The sequence below is a fragment of the Streptomyces sp. NPDC001933 genome (assembly GCF_042890955.1).
In the GTDB taxonomy this organism is placed as follows: domain Bacteria; phylum Actinomycetota; class Actinomycetes; order Streptomycetales; family Streptomycetaceae; genus Streptomyces.
The window spans coordinates 203,109-224,716 of the sequence record NZ_JBIASS010000007.1 but is presented as its reverse complement, the minus strand read 5'-3'; the positions used below and the strand labels follow the sequence as shown (position 1 = coordinate 224,716).

The window sequence follows — 21,608 nt, the reverse complement described above, 5'->3', positions numbered from 1 at the left end:
TAATGACTCTCTACCTTCTCCCCATGACTTCTTCCTCATCTCTGCCGTCCACGGCAGCCGGGCCCACGGTGTCCTCGGACCCGTCGGACCGGCGACGCTGGTTCGCACTCGCCATCGTCATGACCGCGGCCTTCATGGACCTGGTCGACGTCACGATCGTCAACATCGCCATCCCGAGCATCCAGGAGGACACCGGCGCCTCGTTCAGCGCGATCCAGTGGATCACCGCCGGCTACTCGCTGGCCTTCGCGGCCGGTCTGATCACCGGTGGCCGGCTGGGTGACATCTACGGCCGCAAGCGGCTGTTCCTCATAGGCATAGGCGGCTTCACCCTGGCCTCCGCGCTCTGCGGCTTCGCCGTCAACCCGGAGATGCTGGTCGCCTCCCGGATCCTGCAGGGCGGCACCGCCGCGCTGATGGTTCCGCAGGTGCTGTCGATCGTGCACGCCACCTTTCCGGCGCACGAGCGGGGCAAGGTCTTCGGTCTCTTCGGCGCGATCGTCGGTCTCGGCGCGGTGCTGGGCCCGCTGCTGGGCGCGCTGCTCACCGAGTGGAACATCGCCGGTCTCGAATGGCGGCCGATCTTCCTGATCAACCTGCCGGTCGGCATCGCGGGCCTGATCCTCGGGCGGAAGTTCATCAGCGAGTCCAAGGCCCCGAAGGCGCTCCGGCTCGACCTGTTCGGCGTCGTCCTGGTGACCCTGGGGATGCTGATGCTGATCTACCCGCTGACCCGTGGGCGCGAGCTGGGCTGGCCGGTGTGGGGCCATGTGTCGATGGTGGGCAGCCTGCTGGTGTTCCTGGTCCTGGTGCTGTTCGAGCGGGCGAAGGCGCGCAGGGACGGTTCGCCGCTGGTCGAGCTGTCGCTGTTCCGGGTCAAGAGCTTCGCGGCGGGCATCGCGGTGCAGCTGACCTTCGGCATCGGGCTCGGCATCTTCTTCCTGGTCTGGACGCTCTACATGCAGATGGGTCTCGGCTGGAGCGCGCTGCGGGCCGGCACGACCGGCATCCCGTTCTCGATCGCGGTGTCGTTCGCCGCCGGGATCTCCGTACAGAAGCTGGTGCCCCGCTTCGGCCGCAAGGTCCTCCAGACGGGCGCGCTGCTGATGATCGCCGGTCTGCTGATCTACATCTGGGAGTCCGACCGGTACGGCATGGGCATCACGCCCTGGCAGATGGCGCTGCCGCTGGTGGTCATGGGCATCGGGATGGGCCTGATCGTGGCGCCGCTGACCGACATGGTGCTCTCCGAGGTGCCGAAGGAGCACTCCGGTTCGGCCTCCGGGCTGATCAACACCGTGCAGCAGATGGGCAACGCGCTCGGGCTCGGGCTGGTCGCGGTCGTCTTCTTCGGCTCGATCAGCGACCGGCTGGCGCCGCGGGACGCGGGCCCGGCCTTCGCGGAGGCGTTCCAGCACTCGCTGTGGTGGGTGGCCGGGGTGCTCGCGGTGATCTTCCTGGTGATGTTCGCGCTGCCCGCGCGGCCGCAGCGGCAGGCGGAGAGCGGCGACGAGAACGGTGACGAGGCCGGCGCCGAGGGCGCGGCGGGTGTCGCGGACGGCTCGGACGGCTCCGATGTCGTCAAGGAGCCCGCTCTGGCGCCCTGACGGTCACTGCCGGGAAGAAGCGGCGCAGGTGCCCGCCCCCCGAGGGGTGCGGGCACCTGCGCGTTTCGTCGTCCGTGCCGGGGCAGGGGTCAGCAGATGCGTGTACGGCTCTCCATGGCGCCGCGTGCGGTGTCCTCGTCGCCGTACACCTCGCACATGTGGCGGCCGTCCGGCGTGGCCGTGTGCTCGACCTCCCACAGGCTCGTCTCGCTGCCGTCGAGGAGCAGGAAGGCGTGCTCGTACAGGGTGAATCCGGCGTCCCGCCCGTCCACCCGGCACTGCCGGCCGAAGACCTGGGTGATGTGGTGGGCGAAGGCGGCGCGCAGCAGCCGGGCGGTCTCCTCGCCGGGACCGTCGCTGTTCTCCGCGCGGCGCAGGACGCGGCGGGCGTGGTCGGCGGAGTTGTCCGGAGCGTACATCCGGGGCAGCGGGACCGGGGGAGCCGCCATCAGGACCGTGAGTATCTCCAGGTCGGCCTGCGGCCCGTCGTCCCCGAACACCGGGTCCTCACCGAAACTGCCGGTCAGCCTGGCGGCGGCGACATGGGCGTCGGCCTCGTCGTCGTACAGCTCGTGGTGCCTGAGGTCGGGCTCCGTACGGGACCGTTGGTCCGCCGCGCCGCGCGGGCCTCCGTGCACCAGCTCCCACAGGGACAGAGCGGTGCCGTCGGACAGCAGATACGTGTGCCGGTAGGTCTCTCGGTGGAGTACGGAACTGTGGTGCGAGGAGTGCAGGGAACTGCTGTGGGCGAGCGCGGTACCGAGTCTCTCGACCGTGTCGTCGGGCAGGTCGAAAGAGTTGAGTGCCCGTCGCAGGAGTCGCTCGAGGTGCTGCTCGGTTGTCTCGTACGGATCGCTCAAGGTGCTGTCTCCAGGCCGTTGCCGCGTGTTACTTGCTGCGTGCATAACGTAGTCCCTGGGTCTGACATCGTGACCGGGGTTCAGAAAAACGTATGACGCACGCAGATGGTTCCTGTCGGTTCGTCCTAACTTCCTTGCCCGGCGGGCGAGTCGGGCTCCGGGGTGCCGCCCGCCGACTGCCGTGAGGGGTGCGGCGGTATGCCGTAGAGGTCGCTGTAGGCGGGGTAACAGGCGGCGCCCGGTCGGCCGTCGACGCTCCGAGCTGCGCGGACGGCCTTCACGATGGCGCGCGCGAGCGCGTCCGCACCGGCCCCCAGCAGGTCGTTGAGCGCGATCGGATTCCGCGGATCCAGCGGCCGTTCGCCGGTGGCCAGCGCGAAAACGGTGTCCCCGTCGGTGAGCAGATGTACGGGGCGGACGGCGCGCGCCAGTCCGTCGTGCGCCGTCCCCGCGAGCTTCTGCGCCTGGGGGCGGGTGAGGTCCGCGTCCGTGGCGACGACGGCGAGCGTGGTGTTGAGCGGGGGCCGGGCGTTCGCGTCGCGCACCTCGGCGAGACGCTGCTCCGCCGCGCGGAGAACCTCGGGCGCCGGGTGCACCGGCGGTTCGGCGGCGCCGTACTCCCCGTACAGCACCCCGGTGCGCGGATCGACCACCGAGCCCGCGGCGTTCACCACGACGAGTGCGGCCACCGTGATCCCGGAGGGCAGCCGCAGGCTCGCCGTGCCCACGCCGCCCTTGAGCTGCCCGGCGACCGCGCCCGTACCGGCGCCCACGTTCCCCTCGGCCACCGGCGCCCCCGGCTCCGTGGCCGCCGCGTCCTCCACCGCCGCGCGGCCCGTCGAGGCGTCGGGGCGGGCCCGCCAGTCGCCGCCCCGCCCCAGGTCGAAGACGCACGCGGCGGGGACCACCGGCACCACCTGCGCCGGGTCGGGGCCGACCCGCACCCCGCGTCCCCGCTCCTCCAGCCAGGCCATCACCCCGGACGCCGCGTCCAGGCCGTAGGCGCTGCCGCCCGTCAGGACGACGGCGTCGATGCGCTGCACCAGGTTGCGCGGATCGAGCGCATCCGTCTCCCGGGTGCCGGGACCGCCACCGCGTACGTCGACGGCCGCGACCGCACCGCCCTCGGGGGCGAGGACGACGGTGGTACCGCTCAGCGCGCCCTCGCCCGCCACCTGGGCGTGGCCGACGCGGAGCCCCGCGACATCGGTCAGGGCGTCGAGCGGCCCGGCCGGATGCGGGGGTTCGGCCTCCGGCGGGGCGGAGGGGCCCGTCGGCCTCCGGAGCCGTTCCGTCATCGCGTGCTCCTCACTGAGTGGTCCCGACCGCGTGCTCCTCGCCGCGTGTTCTTCACCGCGTGAGCCGTCGCCGGCCGTTGCGCTGTCCATCCGTTGCGCAGTTCATCCGTCGCGCCGTTCAACCGTCGCGCTCACTCGGCCGGGGCGGGCCGCCGGGACAGCAGCTCTCCCGCGGCCACGGTCGCCGCGGCCACCAGACCGGCCGCGAAGACCGCCCACCCGCCGGCGAACGTACAGGCCAGGATCGCCAGCGCGGCCACGGGCAGGGGCAGCTGCTCCGCGAGGTCGCGCTTGAAGTGGCGGGCGTGCAGCGCCCACACCGTCAGCAGGAAGAGCGCGGAGGGAATGGTCACCGCGGCGGCGGCCACCGTGTCCGAGACGTGGGCCTTGCCCACGGCCTCCTCCACCGCGACCTCGATGCCCGCGCCGATGGCGGCCGCGGAACCGAAGATCAGGAAGTGTCCGTATCCCCAGATGAACGCTTCCCTGCTGCCGCGCAGGTAGTCATGGATCGGCACGGCGAAATAGATCCACCAGGCGGAGAAGACGATCAGCAGCCCGCCCGCGGCGATCGGCAGCAGTTCACCGAGCGCGTCGTGCTCGTACACCGCATGCTGGACCGCGACCGTGGCCGCCGCGATGGTCTCGCCCAGCACGATGATCGTGAACAGCCCGTACCGCTCACCGATGTGGCGCGGATGCCAGCTCGTCGAGCGGTCGTGCTCGGCGAGCACCGGAACTGACAGTTCCGCCAGCACGAGCACGACGAAGACGGCGGTGCGGGCTCCGCGCGACTCGGCGGGCAGCAGCAGCATGGCGATCCAGCCCAGCTGCAGCACCGAGATCCCGACGGCGTACCGCAGCGCGACGCGGCGCTCCCCGCCCCGGGTGCAGTGCGCGGCGCGCAGCCACTGGCTGGTCAGCCCGAGCCGCATCACCACGTAACCGATGACGACGACCGTCCAGTCGCCCGTGTCGAAGGCGCGCGGCACCCCGGCGGCGAGGACGAGCACACCGGTGATCTGGACCAGTGTGACGACGCGGTACAGCGGGTCGTCGGTGTCGTAGGCCGAGGCGAACCAGCTGAAGTTGACCCACGCCCACCAGATCGCGAAGAAGACGGCGGCGTAGCTGCCGATTCCGGTGGCGGCGTGGCCTTCGGCGACGGCGTGCACCAGCCGTGCGCCCGCCTGGGCGACGGCGACGACGAAGCACAGGTCGAAGAAGAGTTCCAGTGGGGTCGAGGCGCGGTGTTCCTCGGTGCGGCTGCGAGCCATCATTACGGGCATGGGAACCAGCACACCAGAGAGGGGACGGCCGCGCTGATCCGGGCATGCCCCGAATGCGCGACCGGGCTCACCCGTGCGAGCCGTAAATCAGGACCAACCGTCAGGTACCGTCCTACGGTGACGGGGTGACCGAGCCGCCAGAAGCCTCCGCCGAAGCCGCGCAGCCCACCCCCGGTGCACGCACCGACTCGGCCGGAGCGCCCGGCTCGGACGGCCCCACCAGCTCCACCAGCCCCGCCGGTTCCACAGGCCCCCCCGGCTCCCGCTCCGTCACCGGCCGGGCGACTGCGGCCGGGGTCATCGTCTCCGCCCTCTTGATCCTCGCGATCGTGCTCGGCAGCCGGCTGCTGGAGAACTTCGACTCCGCTCTTCTCCCGTACGCTGTCGCCACCGTCTTCCTCGCCTTCGGCGTCGCCTACCGCTACACGGTCTGGGTCTCCGCGCCCGGCGCCCGACGGCTGTTCGAGCAGGGGTGGCGGAGCTTCTTCTCGGTGGCCAACTTCCGCAAGGCCCCCACCGCACTGCCCCGGATGATCGCCACCTATCTGGGCTTCCAGAAATTCCTCGGCGCCCGCTCGCACGCCCGTTGGGCCGCCCATCAGCTGATCTTCTGGGGCTGCGTCCTCGCCGCACTGATCACTTTCCCGCTGACCTGGGGCTGGTTCACCTTCACCTCCGGCAGCGGCTCGGGACCCGGCTACGAGATGCGTATCTGGGGCTTCAAGATCATCGGCTTCGACTCCCTGGACTTCCTGGGCTGGCTGATGTTCCACGGCCTGGACATCGCCGCAGTGCTCGTCATCCCCGGCGCCTCGTACTTCCTGTGGCGCCGGATGAAGGACCGCGGCGCCATCACCGGCCAGCGCTTCGCCTACGACCTGGTCCCGCTGATCGCGCTCATCGTCATCTCCGTGACCGGTCTGCTGCTCACCTTCTCGTCGCTCTTCCTGCACGGCGGCGGATACGAATTCCTGGCGGTCCTCCACATGGTGTCGGTGGTGTTCACCCTCATCTACATTCCGTTCGGGAAGTTCTTCCACATCGTCCAGCGCCCGGCCGCGGTCGGCATGCAGCTGTTCAAGTACACCGCCAGGCAGGACGAGGAGGTCTTCGCCTGCCGCCGCTGCGAGGAACCCATCGATACCGGGCCCTACGTCGAGAACCTCCGCGGCACCATGCGCGACCTCAGCCTCGACTTCGACGAGTGGGCCGAATACTGCCCGCGCTGCAAGCGGGTGCTGCGTGGCAGTGCCTATCTCTCCCAGGTGAAGAAGGGCTACAAGTGACCGCGGATCCGCGTGCGGCCGACCCCGGCACGGCCGACTCCCGTGCGACCGGCTCCCGTGCCGCCGGCTCCCGTACGAGCGACTCCCATGCGTCTGTTCCTCTCGACCCCTCTCTCGCGCCGCCCGGCACTCGCGCCTTCCGGGACGCGGGCGGGATCCCCGCCGACCGGTGGCACGCCGACCAGGACGGCGAGACGCTCGTCCCCACCCACTGCTGCTTCTGCGGGGTGCAGTGCGGGATGTATCTGCGCGTCGACCGCGGCGGCAAGGTCTTCGGCGTCGAGCCCCGCAACCACGACATCAACCGGATGCGGCTGTGCCCCAAGGGGATCAACGCGTACCAGCAGGTCAACCACCCCGACCGGCTCACCGCCCCACTGCTGCGCCGCTCCCGTGACGAGGACTTCCGCGAGGTCTCCTGGGACGAGGCGCTCGACTTCACCGTCGCCGAGATCAAGCGCATCCAGCAGCGCTACGGCAACGACGCCTTCGGGCTCCTCGGCGGCGCCAGCCTCTTCTCCGAAAAGACCTATCTGGTCGGCAAGTTCGCCCGGGTCGCCCTCAAGTCCCGGCATGTCGACTACAACGGCCGGCTCTGCATGGTCAGCGCCGCGGGCGCCAACAAACTCGCCTTCGGCATCGACCGGGCCGGCAACCCCTTCTCCGACATCCTGCTCACCGACTGCCTGCTGATCGCGGGCTCCAACGTCGGCGAGTGCTTCCCCGTGATGACCCAGTACGTGTGGGGAGCGCGGGACCGCGGTGCGAGCCTGATCGTCGTCGACCCGCGGGAGACCGCGATCGCCCGCACGGCCGACATCCACGTCGCACTCAAGCCCGGCACCGATTCGGCCTTCTTCAACTCCGTGCTGAACGTGGTCATCGAGGAGGGGCTGACCGACGAGGCCTATCTCGCCGCCCACGCCACCGGCTGGGAGGAGGTGAAGGCCAAGGTGGCCGAGTACCCGCCGTACCGGGCCGCCGAGATCTGCGGAATCCCCGTCGAGCAGATCACCCAGGTCGCCCGCGCCTTCGCCCGCGCGCCGAAGGCCATGGCCTGGCACGCCCGAGGCATCGAGCACCACTCGCAGGGCGTCGAGAACTGCCTCAGCGTGATCAACCTCTGCACCGCCACCGGCCACATCGGCAGACCGGGCGCCGGTTACGGCACCATCACCGGCCAGGGCAACGGACAGGGCGGGCGCGAGCACGGGCAGAAGGCCGACCTCCTGCCCGGCGGCCGCTCGATCATGAACGAGGAGCACCGCAGGCAGATCTGCGAGATCTGGGGCATCGAGGAGTCCGAACTCCCGCCCGCCGGCACCTCGATGATGGAAATGGTCTGGCAGATGCAGCGCCGCGAGATCCGCGGACTGATCGGCATCTGCAACAACCCCTTCGTCTCCCTCCCCAACTACAGGGTGGTCAAGGAGGGGTACGACACCACGGAGTTCCACGCTCAATTCGACTTCTTCCTTTCCGAGACCGCTGCCAACGCGCATGTCGTCTTCCCCGTCACCACCTGGGCCGAGGACGAAGGGGTGATGGCCAACGCCGAGGCCCGGGTGGTCAAGCACAACAAGGCCCAGGACCCGCCGCCCGGGGTACGGACCGACACCTGGGTGATGTGCGAACTCGCCAGGCGCCTCGGCGCGGGCGACAAATTCGCCTTCGCCGACTCGCGCGCCGTCTTCGACGAACTGCGGACCGCCTCCGCCGGCACCGTCAACGACTACTACGGCATCACCTACGAACGCCTGGAGGAGACCGGCGGGATCGCCTGGCCCTGCCCCGCCACCGACCACCCCGGCACCCCCCGGCTCTTCGAGGACGGCAGGACCTACCACCCCGACGGCAAGATCCATATGCAGGTCGTCGAATGGCACCCGCCGATGGACCCGTACGACGACGAGTACCCCATGTCGCTCACCACCGGGCGCACCGTCGCCCACTTCCTCTCCGGCAACCAGACCCGCCGCCTGGGCGCCCTCGTGGAACAGACCCCGCGCCCCTGGGCCGAGCTCCATCCCTCCCACGGCTTCCGCAACGGCGAACCGGTCCGCGTCGTCACCCGGCGCGGAAGCGAGGTCTTCCCCGCGCTGGTCACCGAGGCGATCCGCCCCGACACCGTCTTCATCCCGTACCACTGGCCCGTCCCCACCGCGGCCAACGCCCTCACCATCGACGCCCTCGACCCCCGCTCCAAGATTCCCGAGTACAAGGTGTGCGCCTGCCGTATCGAGCACGCCGAGAAGATCGACGACGTCCCCGCACCGCCCGTCGCACCCGGCCAGGTCGGCTACCCGGAGACCCAGGTCTCCCGTACCGACCCGTTGCCGCCCACGGCCCCCCAGGGGCGTGGCACCTCGGAGAGGAGCTGACCGCCCCATGATGGGCAGAACGATCTTCATCGACCCGGGGCGCTGCATCGGCTGCCAGGCCTGCGTCTCCGCCTGCCGGGAGTGCGACTCGCACCGCGGCAAGTCGATGATCCATCTCGACTACACCGACGAGGGCCGGTCCGTGGCCTCCCTTCCCACCGTCTGCATGCACTGCGAGGACCCGGTCGCCCCGTGCGCCGAGGTCTGTCCCGCGGACGCGATCCTGGTGACCGCCGACGGTGTGGTGCAGCAGGCCGACACCACCCGCTGCATCGGCTGTGCCAACTGCGTCAACGCCTGCCCCTTCGGCGTCCCGAAGATCGACCTCCAGGCGAAGCTGCAGATGAAATGCAACCTCTGCTACGACCGCACCGCCTACGGCCTCGCCCCCATGTGCGCGACCGTCTGCCCGACCGGAGCGCTGTTCTACGGGACCGTCGAGGAGCTCCAGGCGGAGCGCCCCGGCGTCCAGGTCGCCGACACCTTCACCTTCGGCCGGAGCGAGGTACGCACCGGCGTGGCCATGGTCGTTCCCGCCGACCGGATGCAGTGGCCGGTGCCCGGCGGCCTTCCCGTCGTCGAGATCAACGGGAAGGACGTCCGCCGATGAGCGTCACCGACCAGCCGCCCTCCGGCGATCCGCGCGAAGCCCTGCACGACCGGATCGCCGCCGACTCCCTCACCACCCGGCGCGACTACCTCCGGATCGTGGTGACCGTCTCCGGCGGGCTCGCCGTAGGCGGTCTCGGCGTGGCGGGCGGAATCCTGCCGCGCCACGGCGACCCCGACGACGGCAAGACACCCTCGCCGAAGAAGATCGCCGCGCAGTTGCTGCCCGGTGAGTCCCTCGCCTTCCACTACCCGGACGAGGAGGACAAGGCGGTCGCCGTCCGGCTGGACGACGGCACCCTCGTCGGCTACTCCGCGATCTGCACCCATCTCGCCTGTGCCGTGCTCTGGCGCAAGGACCGCGGTTCGGAGGGGGAGCTGTACTGCCCCTGCCACGAAGGCGTCTTCGACGCCCGCACCGGTGAGGTGACCGCCGGGCCGCCGCCCCGTGCGCTGCCCAAGGTGGTGCTCATCGAACAGGCCGACGGCAGCATCTGGGCCATCGGCACGACGCGCTCGGGCGAGAGCGTCGAGCAGGGGCTGTGCCGCCGGTTCCGCGCCGACCGCCCGGACCTCGCCTCCCGTATCGGCTGCCCCGCCGTCGAGGGCGGAGGCGCGGAGGGACCCGCGGCCGCGGCACCGGGGACCGTTGGAGCCGGAGCCGGAGCCGGAGCCGGAGCCGAGGGCGAGACCCCTGGCAGGCGGACATGAGCGACGCCCGGCAGCCCCGGAACCAGGAGCACTCGGAGCGTCATGAGTATCCGGAGTACCACCCGGGAAGTGCTCGCCCCGAACTCAACCGGCCCGTTCACGAGCGTTATCCGCAGATCCGGGCCACCAGCGGCTACGGCGACCCCCGGATCCGCCACACCGGCCCCGGACCGGGAGCCGGTACCGACCAGGAGCCCGAGCGGTCCTCGAAACTGACGGCCCGGCTGGCCCTCGCCATGACGGTGGTCATCGGACAGCTCTGGGGACTGACCGTCATCATCGACGCATGGATGGAGGGCAACACCGGCACGGCCTGGTGGGGTGCAGGCTTCCTCTGCCTGTCGTTCCTCGTCGTCCTCGGGCTGTGGCTGATCGATCCGAAGGACCGCTGACCGTCGCCGTACCCTTGACGTATGAGCACCGCCCCCGCCCCCGGCCCGCGTGATTCGAAGCCCTCCCAGCCGGACCGGCCGAAACCGAAACCGGCTCTGATCTTCGACGATCCGCTGGACCAGCAGTCCGCGGACGATACGGACCGAGGATGGGGCGAGCGGGCCCCGGCCGGTGGCAGCGCCGCCGATCTGGCGCGCTTTCTCGACGAGAAGCCGCCCCACCACATCTGATTCCCCGCTCCGTGGTGGTCCGGCGGCGTCGCCGCCGGTTCTTCCGCTGCGTGTCGCGCTACTGGTCGTGGCCCCGGCCGGGGTTCTCGCCGGTCCCGCCCGCCGGGCCGCCGCGCTGCGAGACGAGGGCGTCGCGGATCTCCTTCAGTACTTCCAGCTCGCTCACCTCCAGCGTCTCCTGCACCCCTTCCTTCGCGGCCTGCATCGCCGCCCGCTTGGCCAGGTACTTGGCCATGGGCAGGACCACCAGGAAGTACACGACGGCTGCCGTGATCAGGAAGCTGAGGGTGGCGCTGAGCACCGAGCCCCACAGGATCCGGATGCCCTCGGTGACCTCGCCCGTCTTCGGGTCCGTGACGCAGGGGCCCTTGAGGCAGGAGCTGTAGCCCTCCAGGTCCTTGGTGCCGAACGCACCGACGAGCGGGTTGATGACTCCCTTGACGATCGAGTTCACGATCTGGGTGAACGCGGCACCGATGACGACGGCGACCGCCAGATCGATCACATTGCCGCGCATCAGGAAGGCTTTGAACCCTTCCAACAGGCTGACCTTTTTCTCGCTCGCAGGTGAGCCTTCCTTCGCGTGTGCCGTAGGCGGAGCAAACTCCTCCGCGACTTACGGCAGTACGCGTAGAAACCACCCAATCATCGGGTTTGGCAAGGTGACTTGACCGGTCATCAGTGCAAATCAACACAGGGTCACCGCCAGTTGGGACGAAATGCCCGCACCGGCCAGTGCGGTGGCGGTTTCCCGGGGGACGGCCAGCACGATCAGCGCACCATCCTCCGTGAAGCCCTCGGAGCCGTCGGAGCCGCCTGCCGGGCTGTGCGGCACCTCCGCCACCCGCGCACCCTTCGCCAGCACCCGGACCCCTGCCCCCGTCCCGGCTCCGCCCCCGGCCCCGGATCCGGCTTCCCCGGCGGCGATCACGTCGACGTGGTCACCCGGGCGCAATAAGCGCACCGTCCCCGCATCCGCGATCCGGACCGGCGCGGACACCAACCGAGCCGGTCGCCGCGCCCGCTCGGGCAGCGCCCCCGCCGTACGCCCGGCTCCCGCCCCGTACGCGGCATCGCCGCCCGCACCCGCGCCGCCACCGTCCAGCCCCGTGGCGGCGAGCGCGGCAGCCGTCAGGGCCAGCCCGGCCGCAAGGGCACGGCGCTGCCGCCATAACGCCCGCCGCAGCCGGTGCCCGCTGCCTCCGCGCACCCGCAGAGGTTCGAACGCGGGCACCCCACAGGGAGGGGGCGCCGACGACGAAGACGGCAACGGGGAGAACGACGCGGACGGGGAAGACACGGGCGACGATGAAAGGGACGGAGAGGATGACGACGAAGACGACAAAGAAGATGACAAAGAAGACGACGGAGAAGACGACAAAGAAGACGACGGAGAGGACGACGGAATGGGTGCGGAAGACGCGAACATGGTCGACACCACCTGCTGTGAGGAGTCATGGGGAGTTTCGGACGAACACCCCTCACGATCCACCGTTCGCGAGATTCCCGCCGAGGCCTGTGGACAGCCCCGGAGTTGTGGACAACTCCGTCACCCACTCACGCCGCAACCGCCCCGACCGTCGCGCTAAGGCAGCTCGATCCCCGTCTCGAGTCCGTCCAGCGCGTGCGAGCACGGGCAGTCCCGGTCCGCCTTCGCGGGCAGTGCGGCCACCACGTCGAAGAGCACCGAACGCAGCCGGTCCACATTGGCCGCGAACACCTTCAGCACCTCCCCGTGCGAGACGCCCTCGCCGGCCTCCGCGCCCGCGTCCAGGTCCGTGACCAGGGTCGTCGTTGTGTAGCAGAGGCCCAGCTCACGGGCGAGGACGGCCTCCGGGTGACCGGTCATCCCGACCACCGACCAGCCCATCGCCGCATGCCAGCGCGACTCGGCCCGGGTCGAGAAGCGCGGCCCCTCGACGACCACCAGCGTCCCGCCGTCCACCGGTTCCCAGTTCTTCGCCCGAGCCGCCGCCAGCGCGGCCCTGCGCCCGTCGGGGCAGTACGGATCGGCGAAGCCCAGGTGCAGGACGTTCGGCTCCGCCCCGTCGGCCCGGGGCACCCCGTCGTAGTACGTCTGGGTCCGGGCCTTGGTGCGGTCCACCAGCTGGTCGGGCACGAGCAGGGTGCCCGGACCGTACTCCGGGCGCAGGCCGCCCACCGCGCACGGGCCGAGTACCTGACGTACGCCGACGGAGCGCAGCGCCCACATGTTGGCCCGGTAGTTGATGCGGTGCGGCGGCAGGTGGTGGCCGCGTCCGTGGCGGGGGAGGAAAGCGACCCGGCGGCCGCCGACCTCGCCGAGGAAGAGGGAGTCGCTCGGCGGTCCGTACGGGGTGTCCACGCGCACCTCCGTGACGTCCTCCAGGAAGGAGTACAAGCCCGAGCCGCCGATGACACCGATCTCTGCGTTCACCATGCGGTCACAGTATCGGTGCGCGAAAACGCCGGGAGCCCCGCCGAACGGATCGGCGGGGCTCCCGGCGGAAGCGCGGTGCGGTGTGCGACTCAGGCGGCCGAAGTGCCGCTCTTCGAGGAAGAGGAGGCGGAGGCCGTGGAAGAGGACGCGGACGACTTCGAGTCGGACCCCGTGGAAGCCGGCGTCGAGGACGCGGACGACGAGGAGTCGGACGACGAAGCGGAACCGGAAGCCTTCGCCGAGGACGAAGACGGCGTGCTGCTCGACGAGGAGCCGCGGCTGTCGTTCCGGTAGAAACCGGAACCCTTGAAGACGATGCCGACCGCCGAGAACACCTTCTTCAGGCGTCCATCGCAGCTCGGGCACACGGTGAGGGCGTCATCGGTGAACTTCTGCACCGCCTCGAGGCCCTCGCCACATTCGGTGCACTGGTACTGATAGGTCGGCACTTGCTCCTCCTGGCACTCTGACTCAATGAGTGCTAACGACGCTCCATACTGACGTATTCCGCAGCATCAGTCCACCGTGACCGGCTTCCGGTGACCGACACCACGTGCCACGGTCCGTCCCGGGGCGGCGGCCGCGAGCCTGGAACGCAGCGAAACCAGGGTGATCAGCGCCAGTACGGTCCCCACGAGCGGCACCAGGAAACCGGTGCTGGCCCCGTGGGCGTCCGCGAGCCGTCCGGCGACCGTCACCGCTGCCGCCTGGCCGAGCGCGACCGAGCCGGTCAGCCAGGTGAACGCCTCGGTCCGGGCGGACCCCGGCACCAGCGCGTCGACCAGCGTGTAGCCGCTGATCAGGGCCGGGGCGATGGAGAGCCCGACCAGAAGTCCGAGCCCGGCCAGCAGTGGCACCGAGTGCACCGCCCACAGCCCGGACGCGGTCAGGGTGAGTGCCGCGTACCCGACGATCAGCCGCCGCCGCGGCCCGCTCTTCCAGGCGATGGCACCGCATGCGATCCCGGCCAGCATGTTGCCGGCCGCGAAGACCCCGTACAGCAGACCGTTCGTTCCCGGGCGGCCGATCTCCTCGGCGAAGGCGGTCAGCGAGACCTGCATGCCGCCGAAGACCGCGCCGATCCCGAGGAAGGCCACGGCGAGCACCCGCACGCCCGGTACGGACAGGGCGGATGCCTGCCGCTGGGAGGTGCCGGAGTCGGCGTTGCGCACCGTGGGCTGGGTGCGGCGCTGTGCGGCGAAGAGCAGCCCGCCGACCAGGGTCAGCGCGGCCTCCGTGATCAGACCGGCCGCCGGGTGCACCCCCGTGCACAGTGCGGTGGCGAGCACCGGGCCGATGACGAAGGTGAACTCGTCCGTCACCGATTCGAAGGCGGCAGCCGTGGACATCAGCGGCGAGGCCTCGCGGCCGGGTGCCGCACCGAGCACGGCCGCCCAGCGGGCCCGCACCATCGGCCCGACCTGCGGAACGGACGCACCCGTCGGCACGGCCGCCACGAACAGCGCCCACAGGGGCGCGTCCGCCAGCGCCAGCGCCGTCAGTACCGAGACGGACGCCGCGTGCACCAGGACGCCGGGCAGCAGCACGGCACGCTGGCCGAAGCGGTCGGCCAGCTTGCCGGTCTGCGGCGCGAACAGGGCCATGGAGACACCGGTCACGGCGGCCACGGCGCCCGCGCTGCCGTACGAGCCGGTGGTGTGCTGGACCAGCAGCACGATGCCGATGGTCAGCATCGCGAAGGGCTGCCGTGCGGCGAAGCCCGGAAGAAGAAATGTCCACGCACCCGGGGTGCGCAGCAGCTGCCCGTAACCGGGGCGGTCGGTGACCGTGGACGCCACGGTCCATGCCTTTCTGCCGCCTGGTGGCCGAGCTCCCGCGCGGTGGCCGGCACGGATGGGTGCGGGGCGTTCGTGCGGGTGCTGCCGAGAGCTGTCCTCTTCGCGCGGAACTGCGGTAGATGCCGGGCGCTCAGCAGAGGCGGAGGACGCCACGACCGCCATACGGTCGCGCCAGCTCTGCGTCAGGCAGAGTTGGTCGTTCAGGTTGGTCGATCGGTTGGTAGATCGATTTCGACGATCGGGTTGGCCGATCGGTTTCGATGATCGGGCCGGTCGGTCGATCGGTTTCGTCGATCGGGCTCGACCGGCCCCGTAATCAGGGGGCGATCGAGCCCCTTCATGATACAGGCAGAGGTCCTTGCGCACCTGTGATTGTGCGCAAGGACTCCATCGACGCCTCGGATCGAAAGTGCCCACGGGTGGGGTGCTCTCATGGAGTGTTCTCAGTGGTGCGTCTTCGGGCCGCCTGTCTTCCCCAGCCAGCCCGCGAGCTTGCCGCCCTCGCCGACCGCACGCAGCCGTTCCTCCGCCGCGTCGCGCACCGGATCGGTGGCGACCACCAGCAGCTCGTCGCCGCGCCGCAGCACGGTCGAGGGCGCCGGTACGAAGCTCTTGCCGTCCCGTACGACGAGGGTGACGGCGGCACCGGCGGGCAGCCGCAGCTCCCCGACCTCCACGCCGTGCATCTTCGACCGGCCGGGGATGGCCACCGACAGCAGATGACCGCGCAGCCGCTCCAGCGGCGCCGACTCGATGCCCAGGTCGGCGGTCTCGGCCGGATCTTCGGCGATCTTCAGGGCCTTCGCCAGCCAGGGCAGGGTCGGCCCCTGGATGAGGGTGTAGACGACGACGAGCACGAAGACGATGTTGAAGATGCGGGTGGAGCCCTCGACCCCGGCGACCATCGGGATGGTCGCCAGGATGATGGGCACGGCACCGCGCAGCCCGGCCCAGGACATGAGCGCCTTCTCCTGCCAGGGCAGCCGGAACGGCGCCAGCGAGATGAAGACCTCCAGCGGACGTGCCACCACGGTCAGCACCAGGCCCACGATGACCGCGGGCCAGAAGTCGTCGAGCAGGTCGTGCGGCGTGACCAGGAGGCCGAGCAGCACGAACATGCCGATCTGCGCCAGCCAGCCGAGCCCGTCGGCGAAGCCGCGGGTGGCGGGCCAGTGCGGCAGCTTGGCGTTGCCGAGGATCATCGCCGCCAGATAGACGGCGAGGAAGCCACTGCCGTGGACCAGGGCGCCCGCCGCGTACGCGGACACCGCGATCGCCATCACGGCGATCGGGTAGAGGCCGGACGCGGGCAGCGCCACGCGACGCAGCCCGTACGAGCCGAGCCAGCCGACGGCGATGCCCATGGCGGCGCCGATGGCGAGCTCCAGGGCTATCTCGCCGACCAGTACGTACCAGCTGTCCACCGCCCCCTTGGTGGAGAAGGCGACCACCAGGATCACCACGGGGGCGTCGTTGAAGCCGGACTCGGCCTCCAGTACGCCGGTGACCCGGGCGGGCAGTGGCACCTTGCGCAGCACGGAGAAGACCGCGGCGGCGTCCGTCGACGAGACGACCGCGCCGATGATCAGCGCCTGCCGCCAGTCCAGGCCGACCAGGTAGTGCGCCCCGGCCGCCGTGACACCGACGCTCACCGCGACGCCGACCAGCGAGAGCATCGCCGCGGCGGGCAGCGCCGGTCTGATCTCTTTCCACTTCGTGCCGAGGCCGCCCTCGGCGAGGATCACGACCAGCGCGGCATAGCCGATGACCTGGGTCAGCTCGGCGTTGTCGAACTTGACGTCGAAGAAGCCGTCCTGCCCTATGGCGATCCCGATACCGAGGTACAGGAGCAGGCTGGGGAGCCCGCTGCGGGACGAGACGCGCACCGCCACCACCGCGACGAGCAGCACGAGTGAGCAGACGAGCAGGAGTTCGTTGAGCGTGTGGACAGACAGTGGCCGTTCCTTCCCTGCGTGCGCCTGCCGAGTCGAACGAATCGATCTGATCGAACGACGCGATCCGGTCGGACGAATCGATCCGACCGGACGAAGTGATCCGACCGAACGGATCGGTCTGACCGGACGAAGCGATCCGGTCGAAGAAATCGATCCGATCGGACGGTGCGACCGGATCGACCGGATCACCCCTCGGCATCGGCCGTTGGCGGCCGATACTTCGTTACCTTACCTAATCTTTAACGTTTTCTTGATGCCTTCGAGCATTCGTACGATCGCTACGCAATTCGAATCATCCCGATGCCGCGTCAGAGCCGTCCCGGCGCTGCGCCTATGGTTGCTCCTGCACTCCCAGGACCACCTGCCCCTCGAAGGACAGCGATGCCCGCCAACACAACCGCCCCTTCCGGTTCCACCGGCACCACCGGTTCGGCCGGTGCCGCCGGTGCGAAGACCGGCAGGAAGAAGGGGCGACGTGCCCGCCTGATCGTGATCGTTCTGGTGCTGGCGCTTGTCGCGGGTATCGGTTACGGGACGTTCTGGTCCGTATCCACCGTGCGGGCCTCGTACCCGCAGACGACCGGGTCGACGAAGCTCGACGGCCTCGACGGGAACGTCGACGTCAAACGCGACAGCTACGGAATCCCGCAGCTGTACGCGGACTCGGACGCCGACCTCTTCCGCGCCCAGGGCTTCGTCCAGGCGCAGGACCGCTTCTGGGAGATGGACGTCCGCCGTCACATGACGGCCGGCCGGCTCTCCGAGATGTTCGGCTCCGGACAGGTCGAGACGGACTCCTTCCTGCGCACGCTGGGCTGGCGCAAGGTCGCGCAGGAGGAGTACGACAACGTCCTGTCCGAGGAGACCAAGAAGAACCTCCAGGCGTACGCGGACGGCGTGAACGCCTACCTCAAGGGGCGCGACGGCAAGGACATCTCCGTCGAGTACGCGGCCCTCGGCTTCACCAACGACTACAAGCCGACCGAGTGGACCCCGGTCGACTCGGTCGCCTGGCTCAAGGCCATGGCCTGGGACCTGCGCGGGAACATGCAGGACGAGATCGACCGCTCGCTGATGACCAGCAGGCTCGACGCGAAGCAGATCGAGGACCTCTACCCGGAGTACCCGTACGACAAGCACCGTCCGATCGTCGACCAGGGCGCGATCTCCCCGGTCACCGGGAAGTTCGACCCGGACGCGACCCCGTCCGACAGCATCGGCTCGGACACCGCGCAGGGCGCCACCGAGGGCCTGAACACCCAGCTCTCCGCGCTCTCCGACACCCTCGACCAGATCCCGGCACTGCTCGGCCCGAACGGCAACGGCATCGGGTCCAACTCCTGGGTGGTCTCCGGCAACTACACGACGACCGGCAAGCCGCTGCTCGCCAACGACCCGCACCTGGCGCCGCAGCTGCCCTCGCTCTGGTACCAGATGGGCCTGCACTGCCGCGAGATCAGCGCGAAGTGCCAGTACGACACCGCGGGCTACACCTTCTCCGGCATGCCCGGCGTGATAATCGGCCACAACCAGGACATCGCCTGGGGCTTCACCAACCTCGGCGCGGACGTCACCGACCTCTTCCTGGAGAAGGTCTCCGGCGACGGCTACCTGTACGACGGCAAGGTCAAGCCCTTCACCACCCGTGAGGAGACCATCAAGGTCGCGGGCGGCAAGGACCGGACGATCACCATCCGCGAGACCAACAACGGCCCGCTGGTCTCCGACCGCAGCAGCGAAATGGAGAAGGTCGGCCAGAAGGCCCCCGTCACCAACTCGGCCCCGGACCGGGCCGACGGCTACGCGGTCGCCCTGAAGTGGACCGCGCTGGACCCCGGCAAGTCCATGGACGCCGTCTTCGAGCTGAACCGGGCCAAGGACTTCAAGACCTTCCGGGCGGCGGCCGAGCACTTCGAGGTCCCCTCGCAGAACCTCATCTACGCCGACACCGACGGCAACATCGGCTACCAGGCGCCCGGGAAGATCCCGGTCCGCCTCGACGGCGACGGGACGATGCCCAGCCCCGGCTGGTCCTCGAAGTACGGCTGGGAAAAGAAGCCGATCCCGTTCGACGAGCTGCCCTACGAGTACAACCCGAAGCGCGGCTACATCGTCACCGCCAACCAGGCCGTCATCGACGAGAAGAAGTACCCGCACCTGCTGACCAAGGACTGGGGCTACGGCAGCCGCAGCCAGCGGATCGACGACCTCATCCAGTCGAAGATCAAGGGCGGCGGGAAGATCTCGACCGAAGACATGCAGAAGATGCAGATGGACAACACCAGCGAGATCGCCGCGCTGCTAGTGCCCGAGCTGATGAAGATCAATGTCTCGGACAAGAGCGTCCGCGAGGCGCAGAAGCTCCTGGAGGGCTGGGACTACACCCAGGAGTCCGACTCGGCCGCGGCCGCGTACTTCAACGCGGTCTGGCGCAACATCCTCAAGCTGGCCTTCGGCAACAAGCTGCCCAAGGAGCTGCGGGTCAAGGGCGAGTGCCTCAACGTGCCCCGGGCCGGTGGTTCGGGCCCGGTCGACGAGCAGGGCAGGCTGGTGCGCGAGTGCGGCCAGCGCGACGCGGACTCCGCGCAGCCCGACGGCGGTGACCGCTGGTACAAGGTGGTCGCCGACCTGATGGACGACCAGAACAGCGACTGGTGGAAGGCGCCGAAGAGCGGCCGGGACGAGCCGACCGAGAACCGCGACCAGCTCTTCGCCCGCGCCATGGAGGACGCCCGCTGGGAGCTGACCGCCAAGCTCGGCAAGGACATCACCACTTGGAGCTGGGGCCGGCTGCACCAGCTGACCCTGAAGAACCAGACCCTCGGCACCGAGGGCCCCGGCCTGCTCCAGCGGGCCCTCAACCGCGGCCCGTGGAACCTGGGCGGCGGCGAGGCCGCGGTGAACGCCACCGGCTGGAACGCGGCGGGCGGCTACGAGGTCGTCTGGGTCCCGTCGATGCGGATGGTGGTCAACGTGGGGGACTGGGACAAGTCCCGCTGGATCAACCTCACCGGCGCCTCCGGGCACGCGTTCAGCGCGCACTACACCGACCAGACCGACAAGTGGGTCAACGGCGAACTGCTCGACTGGTCCTTCGGCACCAACGCCGTCGGCAAGTCGACGACCGACACCCTGACCCTCAAGCCCTAGCACCAGGGCGAGAGCGCCCTAGCGGCTCGTCCGGCGGCTCGCCGCCGGTGTCACCACCACATCGACGGGGTGGTCGTGCGGTTCCTCCGGGACCCGCGCGACCACCTCGTCGTCGTACAGCAGGACGATCAGCGCCGGATGCGCGTCCGCCGCCGTGAGCCGTGCCAGCACCCGGTCGTAGCTGCCGCCGCCGCGGCCGAGCCGCATGCCCCGGGCGTCCACCGCGAGCCCCGGCAGCAGGACCGCGTCGGCCTCCAGGACGGCGTCGCGGCCCAGCGGCTCCCCGTCCGGCTCCAGCAGCCCGCGGCCGGCCCGGACGAGCCGGCCGGGCCCTTCGTACGGCGCCCAGTCCAGATCGTTGTCCGCGAGGAGCACCGGCAGCAGCACCCGCACGCCCCGGGCGCGCAGCGCGTCCAGCAGAGTGCGGGTACCGGGCTCGGTGCCCACCGAGACGTACGCGGCGACGGTACGGGCCCCGGACAACTCCGGAAGGGACAATGCGTTCCGGGACAGAACCGCGTCGGCGTTTTCCACGTCTTCCCCGGTCAGAAGGCGTCGCGCGGCCAGCAGTTCACGCCGGAGCAGCGCCTTTCGGGACATCTCAGTGCTCAACGGGCACCCCCGGATCTCTCGCATGTGCGTATGTGTGTATAGGCGTACAAAGTTAACCGGAGGCTCATCTTCCTCACATACGCACCGGTTATGGTTCTGCGCATGACTCAGTCGCACCCCAGGATCAGCAAGGCTGTCATTCCGGCCGCGGGACTCGGTACCCGCTTCCTGCCGGCCACCAAAGCCACTCCCAAGGAGATGCTGCCTGTGGTCGACAAGCCCGCGATCCAGTACGTCGTCGAGGAAGCGGTGACCGCCGGTCTCTCCGACGTACTGATGATCACCGGCCGCAACAAGCGTCCGCTGGAGGACCACTTCGACCGCAATTACGAGCTGGAGTCCGCGCTCACCCGCAAGGGAGACGCCGAACGGCTCAGGAAGGTCCAGGAGTCGAGCGACCTGGCCACCATGCACTACGTCCGGCAGGGCGACCCGCGCGGCCTCGGCCACGCCGTGCTGTGCGCCGCACCGCACGTGGGGGACCAGCCGTTCGCGGTCCTCCTGGGTGACGACCTGATCGACCCGCGCGACCCGCTGCTGGCCCGCATGGTCGAGATCCAGGAGCGCGAGGGCGGCAGCGTGATCGCGCTGATGGAGGTCGCGCCGGAGCAGATCCACCAGTACGGCTGCGCGGCCGTCGAGCCCACCGCCGAGGGCGATGTGGTGCGTATCACCGGCCTCGTCGAGAAGCCCGAACCGGCCGAGGCGCCCAGCAACCTCGCCATCATCGGCCGCTACGTACTGGACCCCGCCGTCTTCGACATACTGCGCAGGACCGAGCCGGGCCGCGGCGGCGAGATCCAGCTCACCGACGCCCTCCAGCTCCTCGCCGAGGACGAGAAGGCAGGCGGCCCGGTGCACGGCGTCGTCTTCAAGGGCCGCCGCTATGACACCGGTGACCGTAGCGACTACCTCCGTGCCATTGTCAGACTCGCGTGTGAACGTGAAGACCTGGGCCCGGACTTCAAGACCTGGCTCCGCAGTTACGTCACTGAGGAGATGTAGCACC

The 21,608-nt window shown here is 69.9% G+C and carries 19 protein-coding genes; 9 read left to right on the top strand and 10 right to left on the bottom strand.

Annotated elements, in window-relative coordinates:
- The first annotated feature begins 23 nt into the window (after positions 1-23).
- Positions 24-1,607, top strand: a complete 1,584-nt coding sequence (locus ACFYY7_RS19695) for an MFS transporter (protein ID WP_388662975.1) — start codon at positions 24-26, stop codon at positions 1,605-1,607.
- Between the two features lie 89 nt (positions 1,608-1,696).
- Here ACFYY7_RS19695 and ACFYY7_RS19690 read toward each other — a convergent pair whose 3' ends face one another.
- The 3 genes from ACFYY7_RS19690 to ACFYY7_RS19680 form a co-directional block, all read right to left on the bottom strand.
- Positions 1,697-2,467 (bottom strand): DUF6227 family protein, encoded by a 771-nt coding sequence (locus ACFYY7_RS19690; protein ID WP_388662973.1) that lies wholly within the window; start codon positions 2,465-2,467, stop codon positions 1,697-1,699.
- A gap of 125 nt (positions 2,468-2,592) precedes the next feature.
- Positions 2,593-3,765 carry a P1 family peptidase gene (locus ACFYY7_RS19685; protein WP_388662971.1) on the bottom strand — a complete coding sequence of 391 codons (1,173 nt, stop codon included), beginning with the start codon at positions 3,763-3,765 and terminating at the stop codon, positions 2,593-2,595.
- A 131-nt stretch (positions 3,766-3,896) separates the two neighbouring features.
- The gene (locus ACFYY7_RS19680) at positions 3,897-5,054 is read right to left on the bottom strand and encodes a low temperature requirement protein A (RefSeq protein WP_388662969.1); all 1,158 of its coding nucleotides are present in this window, start codon (positions 5,052-5,054) and stop codon (positions 3,897-3,899) included.
- Positions 5,055-5,179: 125 nt separating this feature from the next.
- Here ACFYY7_RS19680 and ACFYY7_RS19675 point away from each other — a divergent pair, with 125 nt between their 5' ends.
- From ACFYY7_RS19675 to ACFYY7_RS19650, 6 genes are all read left to right on the top strand, one after another.
- Positions 5,180-6,340 (top strand): MFS transporter, encoded by a 1,161-nt coding sequence (locus ACFYY7_RS19675; protein ID WP_388662967.1) that lies wholly within the window; start codon positions 5,180-5,182, stop codon positions 6,338-6,340.
- Between the two features lie 155 nt (positions 6,341-6,495).
- Positions 6,496-8,721, top strand: coding sequence for a molybdopterin oxidoreductase family protein (locus ACFYY7_RS19670; RefSeq protein ID WP_388663233.1), 2,226 nt, complete (start codon positions 6,496-6,498; stop codon positions 8,719-8,721).
- A gap of 7 nt (positions 8,722-8,728) precedes the next feature.
- Positions 8,729-9,331, top strand: a complete 603-nt coding sequence (locus ACFYY7_RS19665) for a 4Fe-4S dicluster domain-containing protein (RefSeq protein WP_358941377.1) — start codon at positions 8,729-8,731, stop codon at positions 9,329-9,331.
- Complete coding sequence (locus ACFYY7_RS19660; protein ID WP_388662965.1) at positions 9,328-10,041, top strand: ubiquinol-cytochrome c reductase iron-sulfur subunit; 714 nt, start codon at positions 9,328-9,330, stop codon at positions 10,039-10,041. The genes ACFYY7_RS19665 and ACFYY7_RS19660 overlap by 4 nt, the downstream gene beginning before the upstream one ends.
- On the top strand, positions 10,038-10,433 hold the full coding sequence (locus tag ACFYY7_RS19655; protein WP_358941379.1) for a hypothetical protein: 396 nt from the start codon (positions 10,038-10,040) through the stop codon (positions 10,431-10,433). Before ACFYY7_RS19660 ends, ACFYY7_RS19655 begins: the two co-directional genes overlap by 4 nt.
- A 21-nt stretch (positions 10,434-10,454) precedes the next feature.
- Complete coding sequence (locus tag ACFYY7_RS19650) at positions 10,455-10,664, top strand: hypothetical protein (protein WP_326766087.1); 210 nt, start codon at positions 10,455-10,457, stop codon at positions 10,662-10,664.
- 58 nt (positions 10,665-10,722) lie between these two features.
- Here the strand turns inward: ACFYY7_RS19650 and ACFYY7_RS19645 are convergent, their stop codons facing one another.
- The 6 genes from ACFYY7_RS19645 to ACFYY7_RS19620 all read right to left on the bottom strand — a co-directional run bounded on the left by ACFYY7_RS19645 (position 10,723) and on the right by ACFYY7_RS19620 (position 16,810).
- Positions 10,723-11,205, bottom strand: a complete 483-nt coding sequence (locus tag ACFYY7_RS19645) for an MscL family protein (RefSeq protein ID WP_388662963.1) — start codon at positions 11,203-11,205, stop codon at positions 10,723-10,725.
- Positions 11,206-11,352: 147 nt separating this feature from the next.
- Positions 11,353-11,874, bottom strand: a complete 522-nt coding sequence (locus ACFYY7_RS19640; RefSeq protein WP_388662961.1) for an RcpC/CpaB family pilus assembly protein — start codon at positions 11,872-11,874, stop codon at positions 11,353-11,355.
- Between the two features lie 375 nt (positions 11,875-12,249).
- On the bottom strand, positions 12,250-13,083 hold the full coding sequence (locus ACFYY7_RS19635) for an S-methyl-5'-thioadenosine phosphorylase (protein WP_388662959.1): 834 nt from the start codon (positions 13,081-13,083) through the stop codon (positions 12,250-12,252).
- A gap of 89 nt (positions 13,084-13,172) precedes the next feature.
- A complete protein-coding gene (locus tag ACFYY7_RS19630) occupies positions 13,173-13,532 on the bottom strand; it encodes an FmdB family zinc ribbon protein (protein WP_388662958.1) in 360 nt (119 codons plus the stop codon).
- A gap of 66 nt (positions 13,533-13,598) precedes the next feature.
- The gene (locus tag ACFYY7_RS19625; RefSeq protein WP_388662956.1) at positions 13,599-14,882 is read right to left on the bottom strand and encodes an MFS transporter; all 1,284 of its coding nucleotides are present in this window, start codon (positions 14,880-14,882) and stop codon (positions 13,599-13,601) included.
- A 443-nt stretch (positions 14,883-15,325) separates the two neighbouring features.
- Complete coding sequence (locus ACFYY7_RS19620; protein WP_388663232.1) at positions 15,326-16,810, bottom strand: potassium/proton antiporter; 1,485 nt, start codon at positions 16,808-16,810, stop codon at positions 15,326-15,328.
- Between the two features lie 408 nt (positions 16,811-17,218).
- Between ACFYY7_RS19620 and ACFYY7_RS19615 the strand changes: the two genes are divergently transcribed.
- Entirely contained in the window at positions 17,219-19,987 is a 2,769-nt protein-coding gene (locus ACFYY7_RS19615; protein WP_388662954.1) for a penicillin acylase family protein, read from the top strand.
- Between the two features lie 18 nt (positions 19,988-20,005).
- Here the strand turns inward: ACFYY7_RS19615 and ACFYY7_RS19610 are convergent, their stop codons facing one another.
- Positions 20,006-20,587: a 5-formyltetrahydrofolate cyclo-ligase gene (locus ACFYY7_RS19610; protein ID WP_376622841.1), complete on the bottom strand. Its 582-nt coding sequence runs from the start codon at positions 20,585-20,587 to the stop codon at positions 20,006-20,008.
- Between the two features lie 114 nt (positions 20,588-20,701).
- Between ACFYY7_RS19610 and galU the strand changes: the two genes are divergently transcribed.
- Positions 20,702-21,604 carry a UTP--glucose-1-phosphate uridylyltransferase GalU gene (gene galU / locus ACFYY7_RS19605; RefSeq protein WP_266732204.1) on the top strand — a complete coding sequence of 301 codons (903 nt, stop codon included), beginning with the start codon at positions 20,702-20,704 and terminating at the stop codon, positions 21,602-21,604.
- Positions 21,605-21,608 lie beyond the last annotated feature (4 nt).